The 18,157-nt window shown below is 51.1% G+C and carries 15 protein-coding genes; 11 read left to right on the forward strand and 4 right to left on the reverse strand.

The genetic code is table 11. The annotated features are described in order from the left end of the window. Nucleotides 1-260: 260 nt before the first annotated feature. Nucleotides 261-920, reverse strand: a complete 660-nt coding sequence (locus tag A918_RS0100345) for a hypothetical protein (protein ID WP_022709128.1) — start codon at nt 918-920, stop codon at nt 261-263. Between the two features lie 332 nt (nt 921-1,252). Between A918_RS0100345 and A918_RS0100350 the strand changes: the two genes are divergently transcribed. From A918_RS0100350 to A918_RS0100360, 3 genes are all read left to right on the forward strand, one after another. Further along, nucleotides 1,253-1,780, forward strand: coding sequence for a ClbS/DfsB family four-helix bundle protein (locus A918_RS0100350; protein ID WP_022709129.1), 528 nt, complete (start codon nt 1,253-1,255; stop codon nt 1,778-1,780). Between the two features lie 201 nt (nt 1,781-1,981). Then, nucleotides 1,982-3,175 (forward strand): calcium:proton antiporter, encoded by a 1,194-nt coding sequence (locus tag A918_RS0100355; protein WP_245257267.1) that lies wholly within the window; start codon nt 1,982-1,984, stop codon nt 3,173-3,175. A gap of 37 nt (nt 3,176-3,212) precedes the next feature. After that, a complete protein-coding gene (locus A918_RS0100360) occupies nt 3,213-3,662 on the forward strand; it encodes a DUF411 domain-containing protein (RefSeq protein ID WP_022709131.1) in 450 nt (149 codons plus the stop codon). Nucleotides 3,663-3,719: 57 nt separating this feature from the next. Here A918_RS0100360 and ada read toward each other — a convergent pair whose 3' ends face one another. The 3 genes from ada to A918_RS0100375 all read right to left on the reverse strand — a co-directional run bounded on the left by ada (nt 3,720) and on the right by A918_RS0100375 (nt 7,362). Then, nucleotides 3,720-4,802 (reverse strand): bifunctional DNA-binding transcriptional regulator/O6-methylguanine-DNA methyltransferase Ada, encoded by a 1,083-nt coding sequence (ada, locus tag A918_RS0100365; protein ID WP_051138950.1) that lies wholly within the window; start codon nt 4,800-4,802, stop codon nt 3,720-3,722. Nucleotides 4,803-4,981: 179 nt separating this feature from the next. Continuing rightward, on the reverse strand, nt 4,982-5,632 hold the full coding sequence (gene alkB, locus A918_RS0100370; RefSeq protein WP_022709133.1) for a DNA oxidative demethylase AlkB: 651 nt from the start codon (nt 5,630-5,632) through the stop codon (nt 4,982-4,984). Between the two features lie 260 nt (nt 5,633-5,892). Then, nucleotides 5,893-7,362: a patatin-like phospholipase family protein gene (locus tag A918_RS0100375; RefSeq protein WP_156831352.1), complete on the reverse strand. Its 1,470-nt coding sequence runs from the start codon at nt 7,360-7,362 to the stop codon at nt 5,893-5,895. A gap of 316 nt (nt 7,363-7,678) precedes the next feature. Between A918_RS0100375 and A918_RS0100380 the strand changes: the two genes are divergently transcribed. The 8 genes from A918_RS0100380 (at nt 7,679) to A918_RS0100420 (ending at nt 17,970) form a co-directional block, all read left to right on the forward strand. Next, nucleotides 7,679-8,830, forward strand: coding sequence for a M20 aminoacylase family protein (locus tag A918_RS0100380; RefSeq protein ID WP_022709135.1), 1,152 nt, complete (start codon nt 7,679-7,681; stop codon nt 8,828-8,830). Between the two features lie 363 nt (nt 8,831-9,193). After that, nucleotides 9,194-10,825 carry an amidohydrolase gene (locus A918_RS0100390; protein WP_022709137.1) on the forward strand — a complete coding sequence of 544 codons (1,632 nt, stop codon included), beginning with the start codon at nt 9,194-9,196 and terminating at the stop codon, nt 10,823-10,825. 133 nt (nt 10,826-10,958) lie between these two features. Continuing rightward, entirely contained in the window at nt 10,959-12,560 is a 1,602-nt protein-coding gene (locus A918_RS0100395) for an ABC transporter substrate-binding protein (protein ID WP_022709138.1), read from the forward strand. Between the two features lie 266 nt (nt 12,561-12,826). Beyond that, on the forward strand, nt 12,827-13,762 hold the full coding sequence (locus tag A918_RS0100400; protein ID WP_022709139.1) for an ABC transporter permease: 936 nt from the start codon (nt 12,827-12,829) through the stop codon (nt 13,760-13,762). Between the two features lie 4 nt (nt 13,763-13,766). Next, a complete protein-coding gene (locus tag A918_RS0100405; RefSeq protein ID WP_022709140.1) occupies nt 13,767-14,588 on the forward strand; it encodes an ABC transporter permease in 822 nt (273 codons plus the stop codon). Further along, on the forward strand, nt 14,585-15,601 hold the full coding sequence (locus A918_RS0100410; RefSeq protein WP_022709141.1) for an ABC transporter ATP-binding protein: 1,017 nt from the start codon (nt 14,585-14,587) through the stop codon (nt 15,599-15,601). Before A918_RS0100405 ends, A918_RS0100410 begins: the two co-directional genes overlap by 4 nt. Beyond that, complete coding sequence (locus A918_RS0100415; RefSeq protein WP_022709142.1) at nt 15,594-16,565, forward strand: ABC transporter ATP-binding protein; 972 nt, start codon at nt 15,594-15,596, stop codon at nt 16,563-16,565. The genes A918_RS0100410 and A918_RS0100415 overlap by 8 nt, the downstream gene beginning before the upstream one ends. An 82-nt stretch (nt 16,566-16,647) precedes the next feature. Then, nucleotides 16,648-17,970, forward strand: a complete 1,323-nt coding sequence (locus tag A918_RS0100420; protein WP_022709143.1) for an amidase — start codon at nt 16,648-16,650, stop codon at nt 17,968-17,970. The last annotated feature ends 187 nt before the right edge of the window (nt 17,971-18,157 follow it).

Genomic DNA, 18,157 nt, shown 5'->3' on the forward strand with positions numbered 1-18,157 from the left:
CCCGCCGCCCCATTCAACTGTTTGTGCGGAAGCAGGCAGTGCTCCGGCGAGAGCCAGCGCTGAGACTGCTGCAAAAGCAAGAAGTCTTTTCATTTTTATATCCTCCAACTGTTATGGCAAATCTCCCGTTTGCCAGATATATCCGACGATATATCCCGCTGCCCATGGCCGCTCAGAAGGCTTGGCCATGGGCAAAAGGCTATATCCACGAATGGCAAAATCTTTGTCATGTGGTTGATTTTCATGCTCTGTCTGTCTGCTCACATCACAGGACGCGGGCAAAACCAGGCGCGGCCTCTTTGCGCGTCATTGCGCAGTGTGCAGCCTTTAGCTTCCAGATCACTGCTGGAAAGACCAAGGGCTTTCGCAGAGTAAGTCCGTTTGTTGCCGACGGGGGCGGGAGCAGAGGCTCTCTGTACGCGCGGAGCGGGGGCAACTGAAGCGGATGCTACGGCTGTCGGCGTGGTGCGGTATGAGACCTGCCGTGCAGCCACCCCCTGAGAAGGGCAGACAATACCTGTCGCATTCAATGAGGCGCGAACCTCTTTGTTGAGACAGACCAGATCAAGGGCAGCGCTTCTGTGCCCAAGACCTGCCAGAGCTGACGCATAGGCACGACGGTTACATTCCTTCATTTCATAGGTCGAACCGATACCAAAACCCCAGCCGGTTGCACCGATACCGGCACTGGCTGAGCCCGCGCAGGAATGAACACCTGCAGCTACCAGCCCCGGAGAAATCGCAGGAACAGTTGTTCTGATCCTGTTCGGGGAGGTATTGGTACTGCCAATGGCAATCGCTGTTGCCCCTGACTGAGAGTTGGAATTGGCATTATTGTCCATTGTAAAGGTCTGCGCCAATGCGTTACCGCCAGTAATACTGATAATACCAGCGCACAATAGGATACCCAGTTTAGCCATAGCTAACTCCTTTCCGGGGCGCGAGAACGCCCGGCTTTGTGTGGCTTGATTGTTTGATGACATATGCTGACAAAGCGGATTTGCTTTGCTGAAACTGATTGTAAGTATGTTTCGGGCTTTGAAATGCTGGAAAATTGATTAATCGGAATAATAATATTGATGGGTTTTCTTTACCTGCCTGTAAATTTATTATCCCTATTGTCTATGGTTTCTCTAAACCGGATCTGTATTCCTGTTGTTGTAGAACGTAAGATTTACGCAAAGTTACGTATCTGCAGGTGGTTTAAAACTGCTGGTGCATGAGCGGATCAGCAGAATTCAGGTGAAATTCCATGGCGATTCCGCAGACGAAGGACGAGTTGACCGACGCAGTTACTGTAAATTTTGACAGTCTGATGCGGATCGTCCGAAAGGTTCCGGCCGACAGGATCACAGAGAAAAGCCTCGATGGTCATGCCAAAGACACGCAAATGAGTGTGAAGGATCTGCTGGCCTATCTCACCGGCTGGAATGAGCTCGTGATTAAATGGCTGGAGAAAGATCGCGCCGGTGAGCCGATCGATTTTCCGGAGACAGGGTTTAAATGGAACGAGCTGGGCAGACTGGCTCAGAAATTTTACAGGGATTATGATGCTCTGACTTATGAAGCGCTGTTGTTGCGTTTGCAGGCCGCTAAAGAAACAATCATTCAGCAGATTTCAGAGCGATCAGATGAAGCACTCTATGGTGCCGGCTGGTACGAGAAATGGACGATGGGGCGTATGATACAGTTCAACACTTCATCGCCCTATAAAAATGCCTGCGGGCGCTTGCGCAAATGGCTGAAGACAGTTCCGGCTGACAAATCGCAGGCGATGTAAAGGTTGCGAAAACCGACGGCTATCATTATATAGCCACAGTGCAGGACGACCTGCCATTGCATCATACGGGGACGGCCCCTCTATCCGGTGCAGAGTGTATCAGAACCCAGTGTTCCGAGCCGCATTCTGCCCTTTTGAATGACGCGCATTGTTCTGAAATTGTTTTTCAGATGCGCTCGAACAGATGGAGAGCAGGCCCTTATGAAACAACGATCTGAACCAGCCGCTATGCCAGCCGTAACTAAGGTTGCATCGCTGCGGTCACTTTTCCCGCCACTGACAATTATCCGCCTTCTGATTGCATGGCTTGTGGTTGCTGTTTTTGCCATTTGGGGCAAACAATGGCTGAGCGAGCCGTTTGACAGCACAATTGCAGTTCTGTGTTTTCTTGCGCTGTTTGCAACAATCATCATGGCATCTTTTGGCGTTGTGGGAGAGGCGGATCATCTGGCGCATCAGTTGGGTGAACCTTACGGCACGCTTATTCTCACGCTGTCGATTGTCTCTATTGAAGTTATTCTGATCGCATCGGTTCTGCTCGGGCCGGGTGAATTTCCCACAATCGGTCGTGACGCTATTTTTTCCGTCATGATGATTATTCTTAATCTTGTGACCGGCCTTTGTTTGCTGGCAGGCGGTTTACGCTATTGTGAGCAGGAATATAATGCGCAGGGCGCAGTCACTTACTTGTCGCTGATTACCGTTTTGACCGGACTTGCTCTGGTGCTGCCGAATTATGTTTCCGGCGCCGGTGAGTTCAACTTTGTGCAGGCCGTAGCATTTTCTGCCATTACGATTGCAGTCTATGGCCTGTTTCTGTGGATGCAGATCGGCGGTTACAGCCGCTTGTTCATTCAGCCGAAATCAGGCGACATGACTGTACGGGCGAGTGAAGCGCAAATGCTTGCCCAAGACGATGAGGCACCGGCAGCTTTGGATAAACGGGCAATCCTTATCCGCTCTGTTATTCTGATCGCGATGATCCTGCCGATTGTTTTGCTGGCTCATGATCTGGCTATTCTGATTGATTACGGCATTGAGACGGTTAATGCGCCTGTAGCCCTTGGTGGCGTATTGATTGCAATCATTGTGTTTACACCGGAGTCGATTACAGCTGTGAAAGCGGCGCTGAATAATGAAATGCAGCGCGCGATCAATTTGTGTCTCGGTGCTTTTGTCTCGACAGTGGGGCTGACTGTACCGGCGGTGCTGATTATCGGTCTGGTGATGAATAAAACCGTGACAATGGGTATTTCCGGCGTTGAAACAATTTTGTTTCTGCTGACAATTGCGCTCACGGCTTTCAGCTTTATCGGGCAGAAAACCTCACCGGTTCAGGGGATTTTGCATCTGGCACTGTTTGCTGTTTTCAGCGTGTTGCTGTTCAGTTCGTAAAATATGACATAACCCGTTCAAAGAAGGATTTTGTAAAATGAAGCTTATGCAAGTGGCCGGTGCCGGTATGTTTGCCCTGATGCTGAGCGGGTTTGTCTCCGGAGCATCTGCCCAGAATAGTAAAGTGGTTGAATTGTATAAATCACCTTATTGCGGATGCTGCGGTGCATGGGGCGACCACATGAAAGCGGCGGGCTTTGAGATTAAAGAGCATAATATTGAAGATCTGAGCCCGATCAAAGCCAAATACGGTGTTACGGATGATCTTCAGTCCTGCCACACAGCTATTATTGATGGCCATGTTATTGAAGGTCATGTACCAGCGCAGGATATTGAGAAACTTCTTGCTGAAGGCGGTGAAAAAGCCGGTCTTGCCGCACCGGGTATGCCTGTCGGCTCTCCGGGAATGGAACAGGGCGGTATGAGTGAGCCTTATCAGGTTATCCGTTTCTCAAAGACGGAGCGCTCTGTTTTCGCACAGCATTAATAGTGAAACGACTGTAACAGCCGCAGGGCTGTTACAGTCATTCTTCTCAAGGCCGGATTAGCCTTGTGCTTTACTCTTCTCTTTGCTGAGCAATGTGCGTTTGCGCTCCACGCCCCAGCGATAGCCGGAAAGACCGCCGTCATTGCGCACAACACGGTGGCAGGGAACGACAACGGCAACCGGATTGGCCGCACAGGCACCGGCAACTGCACGCGCAGCTTTAGGCATGCCGGCAAGACTGGCGAGTTCCGCATAGCTGACGGTTTGTCCCGGCGGAATCTGACGCAAAATCTGCCAGATTTTTTGCTGAAAGACCGTGCCGTGAATATCCAGCGGTAAGGAAAATTGCGGCTGCGGCTGATCGATAAATTCCAGACAGGTCTTCAGTGTCGTTTCAAAATCACTGCCACCCTGTGAGATTTCAGCTTTCGGGAAGCGTTTTTTCAGATCATTCAGCAATTCGTCAGCATTATCACCGAGCAAAATCGAGCTGATGCCTTTTGACGTTGCGGCAACCAGTATTTTACCAAGGGAGCAGGGGGCAATTGCATATTGAAGCATGATGTCTGCGCCTCCTTTTTTATAGGCAGATGCGGTCATACCGGAAAGTCTGTTTTTTGAGGCATAGAAATTGCTGCTTTCATTATAACCGGAATTGTAAATCGCCTCTGTCACAGAGGTTTTCTTGTTTTTGAGTTCCTTTTCCAGCCTTTGCATCCGCAGTGACTGGGCATAATTTTTCGGTGTGATACCGGTAACCTGCTTAAACAGCTTGTGAAAATGCGATGCGCTGAAGCCGGCATGGGCGGCGAGGCTGCTGAGATCCGGCGCGGTTTCATTGTCGCGGATCAGGCGGCAAGCCTCTTCAACAATCCGGTTCTGCTGTTGTTGCAATGTTTCCTGACGCTGCGGGAGGCAGCGCAGACATGGCCGGTAGCCTGCTGTTTCAGCCTGACGGGGATGGTCGAAAATTTGTGTATGTTCAGGTTTTGGCCTGCGGGAAGGGCAGGTCGGCCTGCAATAAATACCTGTGGTGCTGATGGCATAAACAAATGTGCCGTCGGCATCAGTTTTTCGATCCAGCACGGCCTGCCAGCGCGGATCATCAAGGAGTTCGTCTATGCGGGCGTGCTTGTTCACGATCTTACCTTTCTTTGAATGGATCACAGGTTATCGCGTGAATTTTGTTCCTGCACTGCAAATCTTATTTTCAAATTTGCGCATGTATCCCAAAAGTGAGTGCCGGTTTTGGGATAAAGACATGCGTTAAAATAAAGCGAAAGGGCGAGTATAGCGCATCAGATTATACACAACACGCCCTAAGCCGCTTTTCTGAAGGTCAGATTGATGCGGTAACGGCCAAGCAGCGGATGATCTCCGTCTTTCAGTGGCGTAATACCATGATAATAAAGGCGTGATACGCCGCCCCATACTACGACATCGCCGTGCTGCAATGCATATTTGAGTACCGGATCTGTCCGTTTCAAGCCGCCGAACTGAAAGGTGGCAGGTAGCCCCAGTGACACTGAGACAATCGGATGGTCAGGACTTTTCTCATCTTTATCCTGATGCAAAGAGAGTTTGGTCTTTGGCCCATAGCGGTTGATGAGGCAGGCATCGGGCATAAAATCAGCATATCCGGCTTTGGCTGCTGCTTTTTGGGCAAGTTGCAGAAAACTCTCCGGCATCTGCGGCCAGTTCCGGCCTGTCTGCGGATCAACAGGACTGTAGCGATAACCACTGCGATCACTGACCCAGCCGAGTGGTCCGCAATTGCTCATAGCAACAGACATGGTAAAGCCGCCGGGCGTAACCATGTGCCGGAACGGAGCCTGTTCGGTGATGGCAGACAGGCTTGAGAGCAGATCCTGTTCCGCTGACAGAGCAAATCCGCGTAACAATACAGCGCCTTCAGCAAGGTTTTCCTGCTCTGGTTGCGCGGAGGTCAGTCCTGAAAAAAGATCTTGCATCATCATAACCGGATCAGAAAAGGGCACGAAATATGAGTATAAACGACTGTCGTCTTAGAGCATAATTTAAAAAAACCGGGTCAGTTGAAGGTAAATTATGCTCTGATCTTAAAGTGCTCGAGCGAGTTTTGTGTGCTAGAGCATTTCACAGTCAAGCTGGATCAACTTGACGTCGGGATAATGCGACAATCTAAGGAATCTAGAGCGGACATTGCGATCCAACATGAACGTAAACCGCTCTAAGTCTGGCACACGGCGCTCTAATGAAAAACAGGAAGTGCGGCAGAGGCGCGTTTAACCGGCGCAACCTGTTCTGAGCGCTTCACCTGAGCGAATTTCTGAATATCCAGAACCGCATTCTGAATTTTTTCGTGCTGCAAAATCGCCTGACGACCGGAAGCGATGGCCAGATCAACCTGTTGTTTCGGCAGGCTGAAACGGGTCGGAATTTTGTTGAGACGGGCTTGCGTGGCGCTATCCAGATCACGGAAACTGACGGCTTCGACAATCAGGGACAAATCCCTGCAATTCCAGCCCTGCAAAGTACCGCGATATTCTTTGACCTTGGCTGAAGGCAGTGAGCAGCGATACTGAATGAGATCTTGCTGCCATTGATTGGTGGCCAGTTTCAGAGCATCAAAACCCTCACGCACAGAGGCTGAGATTGCTGTATAGACTGTGGCAGCGGCGACCTCGGTCAATATCGGGCCGTTTACATTTGTTGCCCATGGTTCTTCACCTTCAGTACCGGCATCCGCAACAATGAAAATCAGTTTGCGCAATTTGACCGCCTCTGCCGGAGACAGCGGGCCGTAAGGATTTTTTGCGCCAGCCCGTGCCAGCGCGAATGGGGTGACACCGATATTATCGGTCAATGCGCCATCCAGCAGCTTGATATAGCGTTGCTTCGGATCATTGCGATAAGCATAGAGGCTGCGTGCATAGGCATTGAGACGCAGTGAAACATCCGGATTGGTGAGTGTCTCCTGCAGCCATTGCGGCGGCTGATAATTGCACTTCTTGTGCATGGCGGAGATAACCACCGGAGAGAACACCACGGGAACTGCAGCCGAGGCACTCACTGCATCGGCAAGATAGACTTTATCGAGATCGCTGCACAAAGCTTCAAATGTATCATCGGTAAAGTGGAACGGCGTACGGTTATAAATATCTGATGCGGTAATCCACACGGTGGGTGCGTCACTGCGTCTGAGTGCTGCAAAGGTTTTACCATGAAACAGATTGTCGTTCAGCCATTGGGCAAAGCCGTTCCGGTCATTCAGACCGCCGCCGATGGTGCGTACGACATTTTCGGGATGCAGCAATGAGGTACGGAGGCCTTCCTCTGCATTGCGGTACAGAAATTTCTCCCGAAAGTCGCGATACTGATCAGGGCCGGTCATACCGTAATAGGCGGCAGCAACTGCCCCGCCGGAAGCACCGGAAACCAGCCTGACATTATCAATCAGCCGCCGCTTATAGGGATATTCATCAATGACCGTTTCATCCAGCGCCTGCAATACACCATAGGCAAAAGCGGCAGAGCGCGTTCCGCCGCCGGAAAAAGCCAGTGCTACAACGGTTGATCCGTCATTACCGTGATCAGCGATATAGTCGGTTCTTTTGCTTTGAATATCCGATTCATGGCTGTTGATCGGGCCGACATCTTTGGACGCGCAGGCGGACAGAGCAAATAGCGCAGCAGAAATCAGACTGATTGATAAACGCACATTCTGCTCCGTTTTATTGGCCATGGGCTGAAACAGACAGCAACCGCAGCCTGTAAGATGTCTGTTTTATTGCATATCCAGCACTTTTAAGAGAGCGGTTTGTTTCCGGCAAGTGAAATTCAAATGGCGGAAAGATAAAACAAAGAAAAACAATTATAGGTGGTGCTTATGTTCGTGCAAATCGTCCATCGAATAGTATAAGAAATACTGATCCTGTAACTATGGCTGTGCATTGATCGGGTGCTGCGGAATTCGTAACCGGTATGGACGCGCTGGTTTGCAGGTGATTTGCATTGGGGCATAATGGGAGTGGGCTATGGGAAAATTTGATTTCAGCAGCTTTTTGCCGGAGCTGATTAAGATAAGGCATCAGCTGCATGCGATGCCGGAAATCGGATTATCTGAATTTAAAACATCGGAATTCATTGCGCAGCATCTGACAAAATGGGGCTTTGAGGTAACGCGCGGTCTGGGACAGACGGGCGTTGTCGGATCGCTGAAGCGCGGCGACAGCAACCGCTCAATCGGTTTTCGCGCAGATTTTGACGCTTTGCCGATTTTGGAAGAAACCGGCCTGCCTTATGCAAGCCAGCATGAAGGTGTGATGCATGCCTGCGGCCATGACGGCCACACAGCGATGCTGCTGGGAGCAGCCTATGCGCTGTCGCAGGATCAGGATTTTAACGGTGCGGTTCATATGATTTTCCAGCCGGCGGAAGAGAATTTCGGCGGTGGCAAAATGATGATTGAAGACGGTTTGTTTGAGCGTTTCCCTTGTGAGCAGGTTTTCGCGATTCATAATATGCCGGGGCTGGCGACAGGCGTATTTTCAGCAAAAGCCGGTGCGATGGCTGCATCGATTGATGTACTGACGCTGACTGTTAAAGGCAGCGGCGGTCATGGTGCCATGCCGGAGCTGACCGTTGATCCGGTTGTGGTTGCATCCAGTATTGTGATGGCTTTGCAGACGCTGGTTTCCCGTAATATTTCTCCGCATCAGCCTGCGGTGCTCACCGTTGGCTCTTTCCAGTCCGGTTCTGCCTGCAATATTATTCCGGATACGGCTGTGCTTGAACTGTCGATGCGGGCAATGGATCCGTCTGTACGGGTAGCATTGCGTGATCGCGTGGATGAAATTGCCCGTTTTCAGGCGAAAAGCTATCAGGCGGAAGTGCAGCTTGACTGGGCTGTGGGCTATCCGGCAACCATCAACAACAAACAAGCCTATGAACTGGCGCGGGATGTGGCGGTTGCCAGCTTTGGCGAGGATGCTTTCGAAGAGCTGGATGTGCCGATGATGGGCAGTGAGGATTTCTCCTTCCTGCTGGAAGCCGTGCCGGGAGCCTATATTTTCCTTGGCAATGGTGACAGCAGCGGGTTGCATACCAGCCGCTACAATTTTAATGATGAGATATTGGAGCGCGGAGCCTCTTTCTTCCATCAGATGGCAAAATCCAGTCTCGTATAGACATAAAGCGGGCGAATCTGCCCGCAATTTTGTAGATCACCAAGGTGATATATCTATCGAATTTATGCATAGCCTCATGAAGGCTGTGCATATAGTCGCCTGTAAATCCTAAAAATCGTCGAAACGAAGTTTTATTGCGCAAAATGACGTAAAAATAACATCTAATTTTAACAAATGCGCAGCTTGCTTTTCATTTCGTATAATGAAAGGCTTCAGTCAAAGATGGAAAATGCCGGAGCTTTATACCTTGCAAGGAAGGGTAAGGCGAACCGGCATGGCGGGAAACAGTGACAATACTGCAGAGCAGAATGCGCGGGAACAAAGCGACGAATGCCTGCAGCAGCATGAAGGGGAGGGCACATCATGTCCGCGAGCGGGATGATTATTGCCGATAAAATTTTGCACAATGGTACCATCTGGTGCGGTTATGAAGAAGGTACTGTTGAGGCGCTGGCCATCTGGCAGGGCAAGGTACTGGCCGGCGGCAAGTCTCAGGATATTCTGCAGTTTCAGGGGGAGACTACAGAGCTTGTTGACCTCAAAGGTGCATTCGCCACACCGGGTCTGAACGACGCGCATCTGCATCTGATTTCCACCGGTCTGTCTCTGAAGCGGATTGATGCAACACCTGCTGTCTTACCGACACTGGCTGATTTGCAGGAAGCGATCCGTGCAAAAGCGGCAACATTGCCGAAAGGCGAATGGATTTTGGCGCGCGGCTATGACCAGACCAAGCTGGATATTGGCCGTCATCCGCATAAATCCGAGCTGGATCAGGCGGCACCCGAACATCCGGTTCTGCTGACCCGCGCCTGCGGCCATGTGGCGATTGCCAATTCCTTTGCGCTGAAACTCGCCGGTGTGGATGAAACAACACCTGTGCCGGATGGCGGATTGATTGAACAGAAAAACAGCGCTCTGACCGGTATGCTGGCTGAAAATGCGCAGGATCTGGTGCGCGCTGTTATTCCTGAGCCAAGCGAAGAGCAGATTATTGAAGCCATTGAAGACGGCGGCAATATGCTGCTTTCCTATGGTATTACATCCTGCATGGATGCCGCGGTCGGTCAGATTGCCGGTTATAAAGAAATCCGCGCTTATAATATTGCCAAGCGTGACAACCGTCTGCCGGTGCGTACATGGCTGGTTCTACTTGGTGATCCGGGCAAGTCAGTGGTGCCGCAATGCTATGAAAGCGGACTGGTTTCCGGTGTCGGCGATGATATGCTGACCATCGGTGCGGTCAAACTCTTCCTTGACGGTTCTGCGGGGGGCAAAACCGCATGGATGTCCGTGCCATATCACGGCGATGATGTGGACAATATTGGTGTGCAGATTCTCAGTGATGAAGATTTGCAGGCCATGGTGATGGATGCTCACGCCAAGGGTTACCAGCTGGCTTGCCATGCGATCGGTGATATGGCGATTGAACAGCTGATTACCGCCTATGAAAAAGCGCTGGCTGCCTATCCTGATCCGGATCGTCGCCACCGTATTGAACATTGCGGTTTCTCCAGCGATGAACAGCATCAACGTATGCTCAAAGCCGGTATTTATCCGTGCCCGCAGCAGGTTTTCATCTATGATTTCGGCGATGCTTATATTTCGGTTCTGGGGGATGAACGTGCCGGTCCGAGCTATCCGCTGAAGACATGGCGCGATCTTGGTTTCAAACCGGCGACCGGCAGCGACAGCCCGGTCTGCCATCCGAATCCGTTTCCGAATCTTTACACGATGTTGACCCGCAAGACATGGAAAGGCACTGTAATGGAGGAAAATCAGCGTGTTTCCATCGAGGAAGCTTTGCAGGTTTACACCGAATATGGCGCATTTTCACAGAAGATGGAGACTGTGAAAGGTAAGCTGGTTGCCGGTCAGGTCGCGGATATTGCCGTGTTCTCACGCAATATGCTGGAAGCGACACCGGAGGAAATTCTCAGCGATACGCAGTGCATTATGACATTGCGCGGCGGTGAGATTGTGTTTGCACGCTGAAACAGCGGCAGCGTATCCCGAAAATTGTGAAGCGGTTTTCGGATAAGATACGCGGCAAAAGCAGAGAATAAGGCTGCGGGATTAGGAGACCGCAGCCGGAATAAAAATAAATTCTGAGGAGGGGATATTCTCAATGATGAAACGCTTAGCCTTAATCTCAACAATGGCGGCATCTTTGCTGGCCGGCGTGGCCATGAATGCTTCCGCTCAAGAACCGCGCAAAGGCGGCACGATTAATTTCGTTGCGCCTTACGGTTCAAGCTTCGGTACGCTGGACAATCAGGCAACCACTGCAACGCAGGACGAGTTCCCGACCAAAGCGCTGCATCGCCGCCTTTATTCATGGGATGGCACAGCCAACAAGCCGCAGCTCGATCTGGCAACGGAAGTGACGGCTTCGGATGATCGTCTGACCTATACTTTCAAACTGCGTCAGGATGCATTCTTCCATAATGACAAGCAGATGACTGCTGATGACATCATCTACAGCTATAAGCGTGCGATGACACCGGGCAAAGCCTATCCGGCTGCGCGCTATATCAGCAATATTAAAGGTGCTGATGCCTATTCCGATGGCAAGTCTCAGGAAATCGAAGGCCTGAAGAAAATCGATGATTTCACACTTGAAATCACACTGAATGAAGCACTTGCACCGGGCTTTATTTTCATGCAGCCGAGCACAGTGATCTATCCGGATGGCGAAGCCGATAAAGACAGCTTCAAGAGCCGTCCTGTGGGTCTCGGACCTTACAAATTTGCTGAATATGTGCCGGGTTCGCGTCTGACCGTTGAAAAATGGGAAAAATTCTACCTTAAAGACAAGCCTTATGCCGATAAGATCAACATTATGCTGATGGGTGAAGCCGCAGCCCGCGATGTTGCTTTCCGTAATAAGGAAATTGATGTTTCGGTTCTCGGGCCTGCACAATATGTGACCTATAAAGCTGATCCGGAATTGTCGAAAAATATTCTGGAAGTAGCGGAAGTTTACACCCGTGTTATGGGCTTCAATACAGATGTGAAGCCGCTTCAGGACAAGCGTGTTCGTCAGGCGATCAATTATGCGATCGATTCTGATCTGATCATCAAGCGTCTGGCTAAAGATAAAGCCTATCGTGCTGTCAGCTGGCTGCCATTGTCATCGCCTGCTTTCGACAAGGATGCCAAGCCATATCCTTATGATCCGGAAAAAGCGAAAGCTCTGCTGGCTGAAGCCGGTTATCCGGATGGTTTCGAATTCGAGCTGACCGCAACGCAGAATGAAAGCTGGGGTCTGACAATTGCAGAAGCGATTATTCCTATGCTGGATAAAGTCGGCATCAAGCTGAAAGCCAAGCCGGTTGAATCTGCTGTGCTTTCGGAAGATGTGCCAAGCGGTAATTTCCAGTCCTTTATGTGGTCGCTGGAAAGCGGCCCGGATCCTCTGACAGCGCTGCAGTGCTTCTATTCCAAGACACCGCAGTCCTCCTGTAACTATACAAAATTCAACAATGCTGAATTTGACAAGTTATATGAGGCCGCTCAGAAAACGACCTCTGAGGATGAGCGCAACGATCTGCTGCGTCAGGCCAATAATATCCTGCAGGATGAAGCACCATACTGGTTCTTCAACTATAACAAGGCCGTTATTGCCTATCAGCCATGGTTGCATGGCCTGCAGCCGAACTCTGCCGAGCTTGCAATTCAGGCCTATGAAGAGCTTTGGGTGGACGACAGCGTTCCGAGCGGTCGTTAAGCCCATGCCCGTTTGAGGCGGGGGGCGTGCCGGAGAGCGGATTTCTGCTCTCCGGTCCAATTTCAGTCTTCAGAGCATTGTGTTTTTGACCGCACGTGACCGGATTGAGCCTGTCGCGCGGGTTTTATTGTCCAAAATGCTCTCGGTTTTTGTTTCGTCGCATATCGGTACGGAGCGGATGCAGGAAAAATCAGTCGGGTGAACAGGCTATCCTGCGGATATGTTTCCGGATTTTTCACGATATGCTGTAGGAAGGGGCACGCAGGTTGCTTCGATTTGTTATTAGGCGAGTATTGCAGATGATACCGACCATTTTGGCGGTATCTCTTCTTATCTTCGTCATTTTCAGTGTTATTCCGGGCAGTTTTACATCCAGCCAGATTGCTGACGGTAAGGGACGCAATGATCCCAAAGTTGTCGAGCAGATGAATAAGGAATTCGGCCTCGACAAACCGGTTTATGAACGGTTCGGGACATATATTGTCAGTCTGGTGCAATTTGATTTAGGCAAATCATTCCGCACACGCCAGCCTGTGACACAGGTGCTGATGGAGCGTATGTGGCCGACGATGAAGCTGGCTATTGCCGCTATGATGCTTGCGGTGCTGATTGGTGTGCCGCTCGGCTTTATCGCGGCGCTGAAACCGGGCAGTATATTAGATACTTTCACGATGATTGGGGCGGTTTCCGGCCTGTCGCTGCCGCAGTTCTGGCTTGGTCTGCTGCTGATGTATTTCTTCGCGCTGACTTTGGGCTGGTTGCCGAGTTTTGGCTATGGTGACGGCGGTATCCGTAATCTTATATTGCCGGCGGTAACCTTGAGTGTTGCACCGCTGGCCTTGCTGGCGCGCACAACCCGCGCTGCAGTGCTGGAAGTGATGGGCGCGGATTTCATCCGTACAGCCCGTTCCAAAGGTATGAATGCCTATCGTCTGGTTACGTGGCATCTGGTGCGTAACGCGCTGGTTCTGATTATCACCACTGTCGGTCTGCAATTTGGTTCGCTGATGGGCGCAGCCGTTGTTATTGAGAAATTATTCTCATGGCCGGGGCTCGGCTCACTGCTCGTTGACAGCGTATCAATGCGCGATATTCCGGTGGTGCAGGGTGCTATCCTCATGATCGTATTGTGGTTCCTGATCATCAACACGGTTGTCGATATTCTTTATGCGGTAATTGATCCGCGCATCAGCCACGAGTAGCGCCATGAGATTACGTTTCAATCTGTTATTCGGCGGAGTGCTGTGTGTGGTTATTCTGGCCGCCGGTATTTTCGCTCCTTTGCTGGCACATTATGATCCGGTGCTGGATGCTGACCTGATTAATGCGGAACTGCCGCCGGACGGTGATTTCTGGTTCGGCACCGACGCACAGGGGCGCGATGTGTTCAGCCGTGTGCTTTACGGTGCACGCATTTCGCTGACTGTGGGTATTGTCTCGCAGATCATCAACACGATCATTGGTCTGACTTTGGGCATTTCCGCCGGTTATTTTGGTGGCCGCTGGGATGATTTTGTCTGCGGTCTGACCAATCTGATGCTGTCGATCCCGTCGCTGATTTTTGCACTGGCAATTATGGCGATCCTCGGGCCTGGTCTTGGCAGCCTGCTGATTGCGCTGGGTCTGACCAACTGGTCATGGACCTGCCGTATTGCCCGTTCATCCGCATTGTCTTTGAAGAAGCAGGGCTATGTTCAGGCTGCAAAGACACTGGGCTATAGTGATATCCGCATTATGATTACCCAGATTTTGCCGAATATGATTGGCCCAATTCTGGTTATCGGTACGCTCGGCATGGGCGATGCTATTCTGGCAGAAGCGGCACTTTCCTATCTCGGTCTTGGCATTCGTCCGCCATTCCCGAGCTGGGGCAGTATGCTGACCGACGCGCGTGAGCTGATTGCCATTGCGCCATGGGCAGCTATTTTCCCGGGGCTTGCAATCTTCCTGACAGTTCTGGGGCTTAATCTGTTTGGTGACGGCTTACGCGATGTGCTGGATCCGCATATGAGGAGCCGCAAATCATGAGCGATACACCATTATTAGAACTGAAGAACCTGCATATTGATATGGTTTCCGGTGAAACGCGGTTTAACGTGGTTGAGAATGTTTCATTCTCGATCGGTGCCGGTGAAACCTTTGGTCTGGTGGGGGAGTCCGGTTGCGGAAAATCCATCACTTCCCTTTCCATTATGGGGCTTTTGAACCGTCCGCTGGAAGTGAGTTCCGGTGAGATCCTGTTTAAAGGACAGGATCTGCGTAAGCTGAGCAATCGCGATATGCGTAAATTGCGCGGCAGCCGGATTGCGATGATTTTTCAGGAGCCGATGACTGCACTGAACCCGCTGGCAACAGTGGGACGGCAGATTGCTGAAATGTTTGTGCTCCATCAGGGCGCAACATGGCATGAGGCGGAGAAAAAGGCGATTGAGGCCTTGGCGCAGGTGCATGTGCCTGCACCGGAAAGCCGTGTGAAAAACTATCCGCACCAGATGTCCGGCGGTATGCGTCAGCGTGTGATGATTGCCATCGCGCTGGCCTGCAATCCTGATCTGCTGATTGCGGATGAACCGACGACCGCACTTGATGTGACGGTTCAGGCGGAAATTCTGAAACTGATGCAGGAATTGTGCTCATCGCGCGGAACATCTGTGCTGATGATCAGCCATGACCTCGGCGTGATTGCGAAAATGTGCAAGCGCGTCGGTGTGATGTATGCCGGTCATCTGGTTGAAGAGCAGAATGTAGCGGACTTGTTCGGGCATCCGGCGCATCCTTATACGCACGGGCTTTTGAGCTCACTGCCCGTTTTGGGGCAGCGGAAACCGGATGAACGTAAAAAGCTTCAGGAGATTGAAGGTGTTGTACCTTCTATTTCGGCTTTTCCGAAAGGCTGCCGGTTTCAGCCGCGCTGTACACGGGCGACTGATATTTGCCTGACAAAAGTACCGCCGCAAACTGAGCTGGAACAGAATGCAAGCATTCAGAACGGGGATACGGAAGCCAAACGCGGTTTCGTGAGGTGTTATCATCATGAGTGAGAAGAACACGCCGCTGTTGCGTATTGAAAATCTCAATGTTCATTTTCCGGTGGCTGCCGGCTTGTTTCGTAAATCAAAACAAGCGGTACGGGCGGTCAATAATTTCAGTCTTGATCTGCATAAAGGCGAATGTCTTTCCATTGTGGGGGAATCCGGTTGCGGTAAATCCACTTTGGCGCTGTCAATTCTCGGCCTGCAAAAACCGACTTCGGGTACGATCTATTTTGAAGGCAAACCGATTACCGGTGAAAAAGGGCCAAGCCGTCTTGAGCGGGCACAGATGGCGCAGATGGTTTTTCAGGATCCTTATGCATCGCTCAATCCGCGCCAGACGATTTATACCTCGCTTGCAGCACCTTTGCGCCTGCAGGGTGTGACGACAAAATCGGAACTCAATGACCGTGTTGAGAACACGATGAAGCTTGTTGGTTTGAAGCCAGAGCATGCCAAGCGTCTGCCGCATGAGTTTTCCGGCGGTCAGCGTCAGCGTATCGGTATTGCCCGCGCGCTGGTTCTCAATCCGAAAGTTGTGGTGCTGGATGAGCCGGTTTCCGCGCTGGATGTATCTATCCGCGCACAGATCATCAATCTGTTGCTGGAACTGAAAGACGAATTGCAACTCTCATATATAATGATCAGCCACGATCTGAGTGTGGTTGAGCATATGAGTGACCGCGTTGCGGTAATGTATTTCGGTCAGGTGGTGGAACAAGGTCCGTGGCAGGATGTGTTTGCCAATCCGACACATCCTTATACACGGCGATTGATGGGCGCGATTCCTGATCCGTTTGCAATTGTTCGCGGTGAAGAACGCAGCGGTATGGATGAGGCTCCGCCACCGCCTGCAGGCTATGATTATTATCCGCGGGAATTCGGTAAACATGATGTTTATACCGTGCCGCCGGTAACAGAGCTTTTGCCTGTTGCTGACACGCATAAAGTCCGGTTTATCGCTCAGCGATAATGACGGATATTGATGCATAATATATTATAAAGAGAGAAAAGGTCATGAACCGGTTACGGCTCGTGGCCTTTTATTCTGAGAGATGGTGACTGAACACAATGATGAGGGCAGGGAATTGTCAGCACGCCAAAAACTGGATGCAATTTTAAAACGTCTTGAAGATCGCAAGGCTACGGAAGCGGTTTATGTCAAACTCTATCCGGATACAGCGCGCGCTGAAGCCGATGCCGCAGACCAGAGAGCGGCACGAGGGGAGAGTCTTGGCCCGCTGGATGGCAAGATTGTCTCGATCAAAGATCTGTTCGATGTGGCGGGTGAGCCAAATCTTGCCGGTTCAATCATTCGTAAAACAGCAGAGCCGGCGACAAAAGACGCGGTGATTGTTGAGCGCCTGCGTAAAGCCGGTGCGATTATCATCGGCAAAACACATATGACGGAGTTTGCCTTCACTGCAACGGGGCTTAATCCGCATTATCCGGTGCCGGGCAATGCTTATGATGCAAGTCTGGTGACCGGCGGTTCTTCTTCCGGTGCAGCTGTCAGCGCGGGCGAAGGCACATGTGATATCGCAATCGGTTCAGATACCGGCGGATCGGTTCGTATTCCGGCGGCATTGAACGGTGTTGTCGGTTTTAAGCCGACCCATGGTCGTGTTTCACTGGAAGGCGCGTTTCCGCTATCGCCGACCCTCGATTCCGTCGGGCCTTTGGCCAAGACTGTTGCGGCCTGTGCGGATGCCGATGCGATTATGGCCGGTGAAGCGCCGTTGCCTTTAGAAAAAATCGAACTCGCAGGTCTCAAAGTCGGTATTCCGCAGGGCATTGTGCTGCAGGATATGGAAGAGGACGTGGCTGCGGCCTATCAGTCCGTTTTGAAAAAACTGGAGGCTGCCGGTGCGGTATTTATAGAGTGCAACTTTGACACTCTTATTAATACACTGCGCACAGGCCCGAACAAAGGATCACTCACCGGCATTGAGGCGGCACATATACATAAAGAGTGGCTGAATGATTTATCGATGCCGGTAGATGAGCGTGTCAGCGTGCCACTGCGTGACCGTTTAAAAATTCCGGCTTCGGAATATGAGGCATTGCTGGCATTCCGCGGTGAACTGGTCAAACAGGCGGATGAGATGATGTCTGCATTTGACGTTGTGGTATTGCCGACAACGCCAGTCAAAGCAGTGACGATTGCTCAGGTGGAAAATGATGAACCGGAATATGACCGGTTTGAAACTCTGTATCTGCGCAATACGCAGATTGTGAATCAGTTCGCGATGACTGCGCTTTCCATTCCTATGCCGATGCCGGAGCGCCCGGCAGGGCTGATGCTGGTTGGCCGTAATGGTTCTGATCGCAAAATTCTGGCTATTGGTGCGGCGGTGGAAGCTTTGCTGAGCGCATAAAATGTTTCACGGGAATCATAAATGACAAAAACGCCGCCAATTAATCTTGGCGGCGTTTGTTTTTTGCAGGTTTGTTCCCCCGATTCTCAACCTTCAGGCGTTTTGATTCTGGATTTATGAGTCGAAACAAGGGTTTGGCGCTGTGATTTGATATATTTGGCTTGGTTTTTGGGGTGATTTGGGAAGG

It is taken from the genome of Pseudochrobactrum sp. AO18b, assembly GCF_000409565.1.
GTDB lineage: Bacteria > Pseudomonadota > Alphaproteobacteria > Rhizobiales > Rhizobiaceae > Pseudochrobactrum > Pseudochrobactrum saccharolyticum.